At 63.0% G+C, this 13,772-nt stretch carries 12 protein-coding genes; 10 read left to right on the forward strand and 2 right to left on the reverse strand.

Annotation, left to right across the window (positions count from 1 at the left end; genetic code table 11):
• Positions 1–66 precede the first annotated feature (66 nt).
• The 4 genes from dut (at position 67) to WBN73_RS17535 (ending at position 2,608) form a co-directional block, all read left to right on the forward strand.
• Positions 67–618: a dUTP diphosphatase gene (gene dut, locus WBN73_RS17520; protein ID WP_207597173.1), complete on the forward strand. Its 552-nt coding sequence runs from the start codon at positions 67–69 to the stop codon at positions 616–618.
• A gap of 97 nt (positions 619–715) precedes the next feature.
• Positions 716–1,459, forward strand: a complete 744-nt coding sequence (locus WBN73_RS17525; RefSeq protein WP_207597174.1) for a DUF3710 domain-containing protein — start codon at positions 716–718, stop codon at positions 1,457–1,459.
• Positions 1,452–1,829 carry a hypothetical protein gene (locus tag WBN73_RS17530; RefSeq protein ID WP_242703577.1) on the forward strand — a complete coding sequence of 126 codons (378 nt, stop codon included), beginning with the start codon at positions 1,452–1,454 and terminating at the stop codon, positions 1,827–1,829. The genes WBN73_RS17525 and WBN73_RS17530 overlap by 8 nt, the downstream gene beginning before the upstream one ends.
• Complete coding sequence (locus WBN73_RS17535; RefSeq protein WP_207597175.1) at positions 1,826–2,608, forward strand: DUF3159 domain-containing protein; 783 nt, start codon at positions 1,826–1,828, stop codon at positions 2,606–2,608. Before WBN73_RS17530 ends, WBN73_RS17535 begins: the two co-directional genes overlap by 4 nt.
• On the opposite strand, the gene WBN73_RS17540 is transcribed toward WBN73_RS17535, so the two are convergent.
• Both WBN73_RS17540 and WBN73_RS17545 read right to left on the reverse strand, forming a co-directional pair.
• Positions 2,575–3,312: a potassium channel family protein gene (locus tag WBN73_RS17540; RefSeq protein ID WP_207597176.1), complete on the reverse strand. Its 738-nt coding sequence runs from the start codon at positions 3,310–3,312 to the stop codon at positions 2,575–2,577. The two genes, WBN73_RS17535 and WBN73_RS17540, sit on opposite strands and share 34 nt — an antisense overlap.
• Positions 3,312–3,983, reverse strand: coding sequence for a potassium channel family protein (locus WBN73_RS17545; protein WP_207597534.1), 672 nt, complete (start codon positions 3,981–3,983; stop codon positions 3,312–3,314). Before WBN73_RS17545 ends, WBN73_RS17540 begins: the two co-directional genes overlap by 1 nt.
• A gap of 116 nt (positions 3,984–4,099) precedes the next feature.
• On the opposite strand from WBN73_RS17545, the gene WBN73_RS17550 reads away from it, so the two are divergent.
• The 6 genes from WBN73_RS17550 to WBN73_RS17575 all read left to right on the forward strand — a co-directional run bounded on the left by WBN73_RS17550 (position 4,100) and on the right by WBN73_RS17575 (position 13,756).
• Entirely contained in the window at positions 4,100–6,073 is a 1,974-nt protein-coding gene (locus WBN73_RS17550) for an APC family permease (protein ID WP_207597177.1), read from the forward strand.
• On the forward strand, positions 6,074–7,447 hold the full coding sequence (locus WBN73_RS17555; protein WP_337340932.1) for a class I SAM-dependent RNA methyltransferase: 1,374 nt from the start codon (positions 6,074–6,076) through the stop codon (positions 7,445–7,447).
• Between the two features lie 232 nt (positions 7,448–7,679).
• Positions 7,680–10,487 carry an aconitate hydratase AcnA gene (acnA, locus tag WBN73_RS17560; RefSeq protein WP_337340931.1) on the forward strand — a complete coding sequence of 936 codons (2,808 nt, stop codon included), beginning with the start codon at positions 7,680–7,682 and terminating at the stop codon, positions 10,485–10,487.
• A 175-nt stretch (positions 10,488–10,662) separates the two neighbouring features.
• Entirely contained in the window at positions 10,663–12,636 is a 1,974-nt protein-coding gene (gene dxs / locus WBN73_RS17565; RefSeq protein ID WP_207597180.1) for a 1-deoxy-D-xylulose-5-phosphate synthase, read from the forward strand.
• Positions 12,636–13,199: a DUF402 domain-containing protein gene (locus WBN73_RS17570; RefSeq protein WP_337340930.1), complete on the forward strand. Its 564-nt coding sequence runs from the start codon at positions 12,636–12,638 to the stop codon at positions 13,197–13,199. The genes dxs and WBN73_RS17570 overlap by 1 nt, the downstream gene beginning before the upstream one ends.
• Positions 13,196–13,756 (forward strand): hypothetical protein, encoded by a 561-nt coding sequence (locus WBN73_RS17575; protein ID WP_207597182.1) that lies wholly within the window; start codon positions 13,196–13,198, stop codon positions 13,754–13,756. The genes WBN73_RS17570 and WBN73_RS17575 overlap by 4 nt, the downstream gene beginning before the upstream one ends.
• The last annotated feature ends 16 nt before the right edge of the window (positions 13,757–13,772 follow it).

Genomic DNA, 13,772 nt, shown 5'->3' on the forward strand with positions numbered 1-13,772 from the left:
CACCCTCAAAGGCAGCGGCCGGCAGGCCGGGTGCGCAGGTTCCTGCTCCCAGTAGAATGGACCACTGTGAGCAATGAGACGGCAGTATTCAGCACAGACACCGCCCCCGGAACCGCCAACGGCAGTGAGACCCCCGCGGCCTACGGAGCCCCCACCTTGGAAGTCCAGCTGAAAATGCTCGACGCCGGGTTGGAAGCGCCGTCGTACGCGCACCCGGGAGATGCCGGAGCCGACCTCCGGGCCCGCGAGGACGTACACCTCGCCCCCGGTGAGCGGAAACTTGTTCCCACGGGCGTTTCGATAGCGCTGCCGAATGGTTTCGTGGCTCTTATCCACCCGCGGTCGGGGCTCGCCACCAAGCATGGGCTGACCGTCGTCAATGCTCCAGGCACTGTTGACGCAGGCTACCGGGGCGAGATCGCGGTGACGCTCCTGAATACCGATCAAGACCACGCCATCGACCTCAAGCGCGGCGATAGAATTGCACAAATGGTGATACAGCGCGTTGAGTACGCGCGGTTCGTGGCTGTAGACCAGCTGTCCGATTCCGTTCGTGGAACCGGCGGCTTCGGTTCCACAGGCGGCTTCAACGCACCGAAGCCCTCAGCAAACCACTGACCTCGCTGCGTCGGAGGCATCGCCTTGGCGTGGTTTTACATGGTTTAACGTGGGTGCGGTTTACTTGGGGATAGACCACTACTAAGGAGAAAACCCAATGCTTTTTGGGCGCGGCAAGAAGTCCAAGGACGAGCGGTCGGACACCGCCGGCACTGTCGAGGAATCCGGTGCTGAGGCACAAAGTCCTCAATCGGGCCAGCTTGGCACCCCCGGTGATTTCCGGCTTGCCAAAGGCCCCTTGGATATAGACGAGATCGAGGACCGTGACGGTTACGTGGACCTCGGGGCGCTGCTGATCGCTCCAGCCGAAGGTCTCCAGTTGAGGCTTGAGGTTGAAGAAGCCACCCAGCGTGTGGTGGCCGTGACCATGGACCTGGACGGTTCCAGCCTGCAGCTTCAGGCGTTTGCGGCTCCACGGTCAGAAGGTTTGTGGGATGAGATCCGGGAACAGATCACCCAGTCCGTGGCCAGTCAGGGCGGGGAAACCGAAGAGGTTTCCGGAGCCTTTGGTACCGAGCTGGTCGCCAAGTTGCCCGCTGAAGCGGCCGATGGCAGCCGTGGTTTCCGTGCCGCGCGTTTCATGGGCGTGGACGGTCCGCGCTGGTTCCTCCGCGGCGTCCTTGGCGGGCAGGCTGCCTTGGAGCGGGACGCTGCAGCAGGGCTGGAAGAACTTTTCCGCCGGGTAGTGGTGGTGCGCGGCGACAACCCGATGCCTCCCCGCGAATTGCTGCAGCTGCGCCTGCCCAAGGACGCTGCCGTGCCGGGACAGGCCGGCGCTCCGCAGGCTGCACCGGCCATGGAACAGCCCGAACGAGGGCCGGAGATCACCCAGATTGGCTGACACTTCGGGCAGAGGAGGAACAGCCGGCCAGCGTCCCCGGACGCAGGGAGTCCGTGATCTTCCTGCCCGGGGGAGGGCGGTGTGCACCGGCTTCATCGAGTCGGTGACGCATCAGCCGCCCAGCGATCAGCCATTCTTTTCCGCTGTTGTCGTCGACGCCCTGGGTCCCGGACCACATCACGCCATCAATGCAGGTGGAATCCGGAAGCCCTACGACCGTCTCCGCGTCATTTGGCTCGGCAGGACACACGTTCCCGGCATCGAGGCCGGTGTGCAGCTTCGCCTGAACGGCATGGTGACCCAGCTTGACGGTTTGCCGGCCATGTTCAATCCACGCTACGAAATACTTTCCCGTCAGGAGCATCTATGACCGTGTCCAATGGATCAGAACCCAAGGACACCGGGGGCGCTGTTCCCGATCAAAGGATGTCACCGCCGGATGATGCCCTCAAGCCGACGGCAGAAGCCCCCAGCGTGTCCGATCTCGCTGCCGGCTACGCCGAAAAAGCCGGCCTCCACCGGAACAGCGCTGGGCATGTGGACATGCTGAAGTCCGCAGGTGGATGGCAGGGAATCGCTGAGAGCATTCTTCCGGGACTGGTGTTCCTGGTGGTTTTCACCGTGACCCGTGATCTGACCCCGGCGTTGGTGGCGGCTTTGGCCGCCGCCGCGGTTTTCACCGTGGTCCGGTTGATCCAACGGCGTCCCCTGACCCAGGCGCTGGCCGGTGTGGTGGGCGTCGGTATTTCCGCGTGGTTGGCCAATACCACGGGCAAGGCAGAGGACTTCTACGTCCTGGGCTTCTTCACCAATATCGCCTACATCGCCGCCATGGTGCTCTCCATTGTCCTCAAATGGCCGGTGGCGGGCCTTCTTTTTGGTTTCGTCCGCAATGAGGGCCTCGAGTGGCGGAAGGATCCCGAACGGCTCAGGGCTTACAAACTGGGAACGTGGATTGTGGTTGCGGTTCTTGCACTGCGCCTTGTGGTGCAGGTGCCGTTGTACTTCATGGGTGAGGCCGGCCTGACAGCGTTGGCGACCACCAGGCTCCTGATGGGCGCCCCGCTGTACATCCTGGGTCTCTGGGTGGCCTGGCTGCTCACCAAGCCTGCACCTCAGCCGTCGAAGCCGTCGTCCTCAGAGGACTGATCCGCGGCCGAAGACGTTTCCCCACGAGGTTCGCCGCCGTCGTCGGAACCTGGCGACAACAGTGACCGGAGGCCGTCTTCGGCTGCGATGGTGGTGACGAAGAACAGCTCGTCGCCGCCATCCAGGACATCGTCCCGGGTAGGAGTGATCGGCGCTTGGTCGCGAAGGATGGCTACCAGTGTTGCGTCCTCCGGCCAGTCGATCCCTCCGACCGTGCTGCCGATGACATGGGAGTCATGCGGGACGGTGAATTCGACGATCGAGGCCACACCGGTCTGGAGCGTCAGGAGGCGGACAATGTCGCCGATTTCCACGGCTTCTTCCACCAATGCCGTCATGAGCTGCGGGGTGTTCACCGCGACGTCGACGCCCCAGGAATCATTGAACATCCAGTCATTCTTGGGGTTGTTCACACGGCCCACAGTGCGTCCCACGCCAAACTCGGTCTTGGCCAGCAGGGACACCACAAGGTTGACTTTGTCGTCGCCCGTGGCTGACACCACGACGTCGGCATCCTCAAGTTTTGCGTCCTGCAGGGTGCTGAGTTCACAGGCGTCTCCCACCAACCAGCGGGCGCCCCGCAGTCCGCTGCGGCCAATGACCTCGGGCTTGAGGTCGATCAGCAGTATCTGGTGCTTGTGGGCCAGAAGTTCGCGGGCAATGGACGAGCCGACGCTTCCTGCGCCAACAATGACAACTTTCACTAAGACTCCTTGGCGGGTGCTTTGGCGAGGATCCGGCTGATCTCGGACGTTCTGTCCAGGCTCAGCATCGCGTGGACCGTATCGCCTTCCTGGTAAGCCGTGCCGGCCTGGGGGAGCACGCCCTCACCAAACCGGGTGAGGAAGGCGATGCGGATTCCCGAGGCCGCCTCGATCGAAGCGAGGCTGTGCCCAATCCAATCCTCGTGCAGCTCCACTTCGGCCAGCACGAGCCGGCCTGAAGGCTCACGGTAGTCTCCGGCCAAATGCTGCTCCGGAAGAATGCGGCGAAGGACCTGGTCGGCGCTCCAGCGGACGGCTGCCACCGTGGGGATGCCCAGTCGCTGGTAGATTTCGGCGCGGCCGGGATCGTAGATCCGTGCCACGACGTGGGCAACGTGGAAGGTCTCGCGGGCCACCCGGGTGGCCAGGATGTTCGAGTTGTCGCCACTGGAGACGGCGGCGAAGGCGTAGGCCTCTTCCACGCCGGCCTGCTTAAGGGTGTCCCGGTCGAAACCCACCCCGGTGACCTTGCGGCCGGTAAAGGTGTTGCGCAACCGGCGGAAGGCCCGCTCGTCCTGGTCGATGATGGCGACCGAATGGCCGGCATCCTCCAAAGTGTGTGCCAGGGTTGCGCCAACACGGCCGCAACCCATGATCACGAAGTGAGCCACCATGTCTCCTTTATCTGTGCTGTCCGTCCCGCTCGGTATGACTTTACCGGTGCCGCGTGGCTGCGCCTGCGAACGACCGTCATGACATCGATGGGGATTCAGAGTAGCTTTGCGGAGTGCTGACAATTTTGAATGCTGCGAAGCGGGTGTTGGTGGGCCGGCCAGTCAGGAACGACCGCCTGTCCCACACCTTGTTGCCCAAACGCATCGCTTTGCCGATCTTCGCCTCGGATGCGCTGTCTTCGGTTGCCTATGCCCCTGACGAAATCCTGCTGACACTCGCCCTGGCCGGAGTCAGCGCAGTGGCCTTCTCTCCACTTGTCGGCCTCGCGGTCATGGTGGTTTTGCTCACAGTGGTGGCGTCCTACCGGCAAAATGTCCACGCCTATCCATCCGGCGGCGGCGACTACGAAATCGCCAGCGTCAACCTGGGCAAGTATGCCGGGCTCACGGTGGCGTCGGCCCTGCTGGTGGACTACGTGCTGACAGTGGCGGTGTCCATGTCCTCGGCGGCCACCTACCTCACTACGGCCATTCCCTCGCTGCACGGCCAACAGGCACTCATCGCCACCATCGGCGTGGTCATCCTTGCGTTGGTCAACCTCCGCGGGGTCAGGGAAGCCGGGACGCTCTTCGCTGTCCCCACCTATATCTTCATGGCGTCCATCCTCGGCATGACCGCGGTCGGCATCTTCCAAGCAGCTACCGGGACACTGGGTGAGGCACCCTCCGCCAACTTCACCATCGTCCCGGAGCCAGGCTTCGACGAGGGATTGGTGGGCCTTGCCGGAGCTTTCCTGCTGCTGCGGGCCTTTTCCTCCGGGGCCGCGGCGCTCACAGGTGTCGAGGCCATCAGCAACGGCGTTCCCAATTTCAGGAAACCAAAGAGCAAGAATGCGGCCAGCACCCTGTTGCTGTTGGGCGTCATAGCGGCCTCCATGCTGGCCGGAATCCTCTACCTTGCCAACGCCACCAAGGTGCACATTGTCCTGGACCCCGCGCGCGAGTTCCTAGTGGATGGCAAACCCCTGCCGGAGGGCTACATCCAGACGCCTGCCATCAGCCAGATCGCGGACACCATCTTTGGCTCGGGCTCCATCCTTTTCTATGTCGTGGTGGCTGCCACGGGTGTGATCCTGGTGTTCGCCTCCAACACCGCCTTCAACGGCTTTCCCGTGCTTGGCTCCATCCTGGCCCAGGACGGTTACCTTCCCCGCCAGCTCCGAACCAGGGGTGACCGCCTTGCCTTCAGCAACGGCGTTCTCGCCCTGGCGGCCGGCGCCCTGGTGCTCATCCTTGCGTTCAATGCCGATGTCACCAAGCTGATTCAGCTTTATATCGTGGGTGTCTTCATCTCGTTCACGGCCAGCCAGCTCGGGATGATCCGCCACTGGGGCCGGGAGCTGAAGCTTGCAAGGGACAAGGCTGTCCGCCGCCGCATCTTCAAGTCGCGAACCATCAACATGCTGGGCTTTGGCATGACCGCATTGGTCCTGGTGATCGTCTTGATCACCAAGTTCGAGCAAGGTGCCTGGATCGCTTTGCTTGCGATGTTTGTCCTCTTCCTCATCATGTGGAGCATCCGGGCCCACTATGACAATGTGGCCCGTGAACTGGCCGTTGACGAGGACTCGTCCCCGCGTGCGTTGCCCACCCGTGTCCACGCGGTACTGCTTGTCTCGCACGTACGCAAGCCTGTCCTGAGGGCACTGGCCTATGCCAGGGCGTCGAGGCCTTCACGCCTTGACGCAATTACCGTGGACATCAATACCGAGGAGACCGAACACACCGTCCGGGATTGGGAGAAACTGGAAATTCCGGTTCCCCTGACCGTCCTGGCCAGCCCGTACCGCGAGACCGTGACACCCATCATGGATTACATCAAGAACATGCGCCGTGATTCGCCGCGGGACTTGATCGTGGTTTACATCCCCGAATATGTCGTGGGCAAATGGTGGGAACAACTGGTCCATAACCAGACAGCACTCAGAATCAAGACGAGGCTCCACTTTGAACCTGGAGTCATGGTTGCCAGCGTTCCGTGGCAGCTGAAATCCTCCGAAGAAGCAAAGGCACTGCAGGATACCTAAATGACCTCCCACAGCAATTCCTCCCACACCGATCACCCCGCCAATGACCACCAAGGGGCATCCGGTACTGAACTGGTCGTTGACATTGGTCCCATAGCCCACGGAGGGCACTTCGTCGCGCGGCACGAAGGGCGCGTCATCTTCGTCCGGCACGCCATCCCGGGGGAGAAGGTCCGTATCCGGTTGACTGACTCCGGTGACTCGTCGCGCTTCTGGCGGGCCGACGTCGTCGAAGTCCTTGACGCTTCGCCCCACCGGGTCCCGCACTTTTGGAGGGCAGCGGATTCCCAGGCCTCCTGGCGCCGTGGCGGGCCGCCGGTTGGCGGCGCCGAGCTCGGGCATATTTCGCTGGAGCACCAGCGTGCCCTGAAAGCCGAGGTGCTGGCTGAACAACTCAAACGGCTTGCCGGGCTTGACCTCGCCACAGAGGTGGAAGCCGTGGGGGACCATAACGACGACGGCCTCGGCTGGCGCACACGCGCCGGCTTTGCCGTGACCTCCAAGGGGCGGTTGGGCATGCACGCCCACCGCTCGGACGTGGTGCTTCCCATCAAGGAGATGCCGTTGGCGCTCCCGGGACTGAACGACCTGAAGCTGTGGGACCTTGACCTCTCGGGCATCGCCCGCGTCGAGGTTGCGGTCCCGGCCAATGGATCCAGGCCCCTGATACTGCTGGCGCCGGAGGAGGGGACGAGCCCCAAGAGGGTGCACAGCATTCTGTTGCAGTTGCCGCATGACGTGTCGGTCGCCAGCTTCGACCCCAGCAAGGGAGAGGTCCTGCAGCTCCGGGGGAGAACCTGGGTGCAGGAGACCGCGGCCGGCCACGAGTACCGGGTCACCGGCGAGGGTTTCTGGCAGATCCACAAGAATGCACCGGAAACGCTCGTGGGCGCTGTGACGGACTATCTTTCGCATGGCGGGTACTTGCAGCCGGGCGCCGCAGTTGCCGACCTCTACGCCGGTGCCGGGCTGTTCACGGCACCGCTGGCCGACGCCGTGGGTGTCACTGGATCGGTGCTCTCGGTGGAGGGTGCCCCCGGCGCGAGCCGCGACGCACGTAAGAACCTGCACGGTGAGCCGCAGGTGGAAATCGTCCAAGGGCGGGTGGAACGCGTGCTGCACCAGAGTGCCCGGAGCTTCGATTCCGTGGTGCTGGATCCACCGCGGGCCGGAGCCGGAAAGGCTGTGGTCAAGCAATTGATGGCCACTGGTCCCCGCGCAATCGCCTATGTGTCCTGCGATCCTGCTTCCTTTGCGCGTGATCTGGGTTACTTCCATCAGGGAGGTTGGCGCCTGGAGTCACTGCGGGCCTTCGATCTCTACCCCCATACCCACCACCTCGAAACAGTGGGCTTGATCGTCCCTTCCGCCTAGCCGGAGTGTCGCCCGCCCGCCGCAGTGCGGCGGGCGGCGCCGGGTTTGGGTGGCGACATGCCACTCTTGGGGCGGATGCCACTACGATGGGCGTAGTAGCCCCGCTTCGCTGGAATCATCGCCGCGGACCGGGGTGACCACGAGAGATGCCGCCCGGCTAAGTAAGGTGCGCCTAACTGGCTAGCGGCCAACCACGCGACAAAGATGAAACTGTTGCGAGAGGAGTCCTGCCATGAGCACTGTGGACAGCTTCGGTTCCAAAGGCGTACTGAATGTAGCCGGCACCGATTATGAAATTTTCCGGTTGAACTCCGTAGAGGGCGCAGACAGCCTTCCGTTCAGCCTTAAGGTATTGCTTGAAAACCTCCTGCGGACTGAGGATGGCGCCAATATTACGGCGGACCATGTCCGCGCCCTGGCCGGTTGGGATCCCAATGCGGAGCCCGATACGGAAATCCAGTTCACCCCGGCACGTGTCATCATGCAGGACTTCACTGGTGTTCCCTGCGTCGTTGACCTCGCCACCATGCGCGAAGCAGTCAAGGAACTCGGCGGCGATCCCAAGCGCGTCAACCCCTTGGCGCCTGCAGAAATGGTCATCGACCACTCCGTCCAGATCGACGCCTTCGGTAACTCCGGCGCACTGGAGCGCAACATGGAGATCGAATACCAGCGCAATGGTGAGCGCTACCAGTTCCTTCGCTGGGGCCAGACCGCGTTCGACGACTTCAAAGTTGTCCCGCCGGGAACCGGTATTGTCCACCAGGTCAACATCGAGTACCTGGCACGCACCGTGATGACCCGCGAGGTAGACGGCGTTCTTCGTGCCTACCCCGACACCTGTGTGGGCACTGACTCGCACACCACCATGGTCAACGGCCTGGGCATCCTGGGTTGGGGCGTCGGCGGCATCGAAGCCGAGGCAGCAATGCTTGGCCAGCCCGTTTCCATGCTGATCCCCCGCGTAGTGGGCTTCAAGCTCAAGGGCAGCATCCCGGCCGGCGCTACCGCCACCGACGTCGTCCTGACCATCACCGAAATGCTGCGCAAGCACGGTGTTGTTGGCAAGTTCGTTGAGTTCTACGGTGAAGGCGTTGCCGCTGTGCCGTTGGCCAACCGCGCCACCATCGGCAACATGAGCCCGGAATTCGGTTCCACGGCTGCCATGTTCCCCATCGACGACGTCACCCTGGAGTACCTGCGCCTGACCGGCCGTTCCGAAGCAAACGTCGCCCTCGTGGAGGCGTACAGCAAGGAACAGGGCCTCTGGCACGATCCCTCCCGCGAACTGCGCTTCTCCGAGTTCCTTGAGTTGGACCTGTCCACGGTTGTTCCTTCCATTTCCGGCCCCAAGCGTCCCCAGGACCGCATTGAGCTCACGGACGCCAAGGAGCAGTTCCGTAAGGACATCCACAACTACGTGGCCATCGAAGACGGCAGCGTTGACGAGTCGCTGGACGAGTCCTTCCCGGCGTCGGACGCGCCGTCGTTCACTCATGCTGACTCGCACACCACGGAGACGGAGCGCGTTTACTCCGCCGCCAACGGTGCGCATGGCCGCCCGTCGTCGCCGGTCAAGGTCAAGACTGCCGACGGACGCGAATTCGAGCTGGACCATGGTGCAGTGTCGATCGCATCGATCACGTCCTGCACCAACACGTCCAACCCGTCTGTGATGCTTGCTGCTGCCCTCCTGGCACGCAACGCCGTGGACAAGGGGCTGACGTCCAAGCCGTGGGTCAAGACCTCTGTTGCCCCCGGCTCCAAGGTGGTCACTGACTACTACGAAAAGTCCGGCCTCACGCCGTACCTGGAGAAGCTCGGCTTCTACATCGTCGGTTACGGTTGCGCCACCTGTATCGGTAACTCCGGTCCGCTGGAGCCTGAAATCTCCGAGGCTATCCAGGCCAACGATCTTTCCGTCACCGCAGTCCTCTCCGGCAACCGCAACTTCGAAGGCCGCATCAACCCGGACGTGAAGATGAACTACCTGGCGTCGCCGCCGCTGGTCATCGCCTACGCCCTGGCCGGTTCCATGGACTTCGATTTCGACACCGATGCCCTGGGCACCGACTCGGAAGGCAACGCGGTCTTCCTGAAGGACATCTGGCCGAACCCCACGGAGGTGCAGGAAGTCATCGACTCCTCCATCGACGAGGCCATGTTCGCCAAGGGTTACGAAGGCGTCTTCGACGGCGACGACCGTTGGAAGGCCCTCGATACCCCTGCAGGCGACACCTTCGCATGGGCCGAGGACTCCACCTACGTGCGGAAGCCCCCATACTTCGAGGGCATGAAGGCACAGCCGGACCCCGTCAAGGACATCGAGGGCGCCCGCGTCCTCCTGAAGCTCGGCGACTCCGTCACCACGGACCACATCTCCCCGGCTGGCTCGTTCAAGTCGGACACCCCTGCAGGCCAGTACCTCCTGGCCAACGGCGTGGAGCGCAAGGACTTCAACTCCTACGGTTCGCGCCGTGGCAACCACGAAGTCATGATCCGCGGCACGTTCGCCAACATCCGCATCAAGAACCAGCTCCTGGACGGTGTCGAGGGTGGCTTCACCCGCGACTTCAGCCAGGAAGGTGCTCCGCAGGCGTACGTGTACGACGCCGCCCAGAACTACCAGGCAGCGGGAACGCCGCTGGTGGTGCTGGCAGGCAAGGAATACGGTTCGGGTTCTTCCCGTGACTGGGCTGCAAAGGGCACCGCGCTCCTGGGCGTCAAGGCCGTCATCGCCGAGAGCTACGAGCGTATCCACCGCTCCAACCTGATCGGCATGGGCGTCCTCCCGCTGCAGTACCCCGCAGGCGAGTCGGCAGCAACCCTGGGCCTGACCGGTACGGAAACGTTCGCAGTTGAAGGCGTCACCGAGCTGAACAACGGCACCACGCCGAAGACGCTCAAAGTGACGGCTACGGCAGAGGACGGTACCGTCAAGTCCTTCGACGCGGTTCTGCGCATCGATACCCCGGGTGAAGCGGACTACTACCGCAACGGCGGCATCCTGCAGTACGTGCTGCGCCAGATCTCCGCATAGCCAGTCGGCCGGTTTCCGGCTGATCCTGATGCCAGACAGCCCCGGCTGGTCGCCTGACCAGCCGGGGCTGTTGGCGTCCTGGTCCCGCCGCGATGCGGATCGTCGCGGTGGGAAACGCGCAGGCCCGGGCACGCGCTAAAGTTAACAAGCACGTCATTCACCCTAAGGAGGGCCGTTGGGACTTTTGGAAACCGTCAAGGATCCACAGGACCTGGCCAAACTGTCCGGCACCGAGCTGGAACAACTGGCCGGCGAAATCAGGGAATTCCTGATCACCAACGTAGCCGCGACAGGCGGACACCTGGGCCCAAACCTTGGTGTCGTTGAACTCACCCTGGCCGTCCACCGGATTTTCGAGTCCCCGCGGGACAGCATTGTCTTCGACACCGGGCATCAGTCCTACGTGCACAAGCTGCTTACCGGCCGCCAGGATTTCAGCACCCTCCGCCAGCAGGGTGGGCTCTCCGGTTATCCGGAGCGCGCTGAATCAGAGCACGACATTGTGGAGAGCTCCCACGCCTCGTCCTCCCTGTCCTGGGCCGACGGCATTTCACGGGCCCGGCAGCTGACCGGCGAAGGTGACCGGTTCGTCGTCGCGGTGGTGGGCGATGGCGCACTCACCGGTGGCATGACATGGGAAGCCATCAATAACATTGCCGCTGACAAACGGCGGCGTGTGGTCATTGTGGTCAATGACAACGGCCGTTCCTACGCACCCACTGTTGGCGGCTTTGCCGACTACCTCGCTTCACTGCGCCCCACCATCGACTCCCTGCGCACCACTCCGGCGTACGAGCGGATGCTGGACTGGTGGAAGAAAAAGCTCCAGAACGGCGGTCCCGCCGGGCAATTCACCTACAAGAGCCTGCACGCCATGAAGAAGGGCATCAAGGACTGGTGGGCTCCCCAAGGCATGTTCGAGGACCTGGGCATGAAGTACATCGGTCCGGTGGACGGGCACAGTCTCCAGGCCATGGAGAATGCGCTGAACACCGCCAAGGCCTACGGAGGCCCGGTGATCGTGCACGCGATGACCGAGAAGGGCCACGGTTATGCCCCGGCCCTGGCCAACGAGGCAGACCAATTCCACGCCGTGGGAATCATCGACCCCGAAACGGGCGAGTCCACGGAGATGCCTGGCGCGAGGTCATGGACCTCGGTGTTCGCTGAGGAGATCGCGGACATCGCTGATGAGCGCGAGGACATCGTGGGCATTACAGGCGCCATGCTGATCCCCGTGGGCCTGCACAAATTTGCTGAGCGGCACCCGGAACGCGTCATCGACGTCGGCATCGCTGAGCAGCACGCCCTCACGTCGGCTGCAGGCATGGCCTTCGGCGGCCTGCATCCCGTGGTGGCGGTCTATGCCACCTTCCTGAACCGGGCCTTTGACCAGCTCCTCATGGATGTGGCCCTGCATAAGGCCGGCGTCACGATTGTCCTGGACCGGGCCGGCGTCACCGGCCCGGACGGCCCCAGCCACCACGGCATGTGGGACATGGCGATGGTCCAGATCGTGCCGGGACTCCATTTGGCCGCACCCCGCGATGCCACCAGGCTCCGGGAAGAATTGCGGGAGGCTGTGGCGGTTGACGACGCCCCCACGGTGGTGCGGTTCTCCAAAGGCAGCGTCGGTTCCGAAGTTGAAGCGATTGAACGGCTTCACGACGGCGTTGACATCCTTGCCCGCCGACCCGAGGGATCCACCGAAAACGATGTCCTCATCGTCAGCGTCGGCGCCATGTCTGAGCTCGCGCTGGATGTGGCCGGCCGGCTGGGTGCCCAAGGCATCAGTTCCACGGTAGTGGACCCCCGTTGGGTCCTTCCCGTCCGTAAATCGATCATTGCTCTCGCTGCCCGCCATCGCTTGGTCATCTGCATTGAAGACGGCGTGCGTGCCGGTGGTGTTGGCTCCCGCATCCGGCAGGAGATGCGTGCTGCGGGGGTGGATACGGCCCTTAATGAAGTCGGTTTGCCTGTGGAGTTCCTGGTCCACGGCTCCCGGAGCCAGGTCCTGGAACGCGTTGGACTCACCGCCCAGAAGATAACGCACGACGTCGTAGCCCAGGTTCTGGGGACCAAGGTCCCCTTCGCGAGGCCCCTCCCAGGCCAGGAACACCCGACCACCGGCAGTCTGCCCACGTTGTGATGGATAACCCCGGACCGGGCGCACTGCAGCCCGGTGACCTCGTTGTGTCGAGGAACAGGAAATGGAACGGCAAAGCCCATTGGGTGGTGCCTGGCCGGTATCTTGGCGAAGACCTTCACGGCTGGTGGATTTTCCAGGGCGCGGGGGAGTTCTGTTCCCGTCCAGGGGCAGCCTTCTACACTGCTTCGGACGCTGTCCTGCTGGTCCCGAGGACCGGCGAGTTTGTGGCGACCTTTTACGACGATACGTACCCGGGCGACTTCCGCATTTACGTTGACCTCGCCACGTCCCACGACTGGAACACCATCAGGCCCGGCGTCACGGAGTTCCACATGATCGACATGGACTTGGACGTGATCCGTTCCACCCGGCACGGTGTGTTTGTTGACGATGAAGACGAGTTTGAGCAGCACCGGGTGGCCATGGGCTATCCGCACGACACAGTGGCCGCTATGCGCACGGAATGCGCCGCCCTCTTGGAGGCTGTAGCGGCCATGAAAGCACCGTTCGACCTCACTGGTGCCAGCACCAGCGCCGAATGGTTCAGAAAAGGACGGGCATGAGCGGCATTATTCGCACGTACAAGCGGGACGATGAGGGAGTACTTCACTTCCGGGAAGCCTGGTACGACGACGAGGACCAGCAGTTCGTGATTAATCACGGCGTGGTGGGTCATCAGAGCAAAACCGACGAAACCGGCGTGGAGGACGAATCCTCGGTGGAGGGCCTGATGTCGGCATTCGCTGCGCAGTGCGAGGAAGACGGATACGCGGAGATTCCAGAGTCGGAGCAGTTCTGGGTTGTTGCCCAGATTGCCCTCAAGACCAAGGACGGCACCGAGCGGGACCGTCATCTTGAACGGAAAGCCAAGGCCGCCCTGACAGGGGAACTGGCATGGCGCGGGTTGGGCATCGTGGACCGGTCCGAAATAGGCAATGGCCACTTGAACATCTTCTGCCTCTGCCCGGACGTCAACAAGGCCGTGAATGCCATCAAGATCTGTGTTCGTGGTGAGGACCTTGACTTCACCAAACTCACTATCGCTGCGGCGCCCCACAGCGAGCCCGACGCCTTCCGGCTGAAGCACTCGCCCAAGCAGGGCGTGGGCTTTACTCTCTAAGTAGCACCCCAACGCA

It is taken from the genome of Paenarthrobacter sp. CCNWLY172, from assembly GCF_037402035.1.
GTDB lineage: Bacteria > Actinomycetota > Actinomycetes > Actinomycetales > Micrococcaceae > Arthrobacter.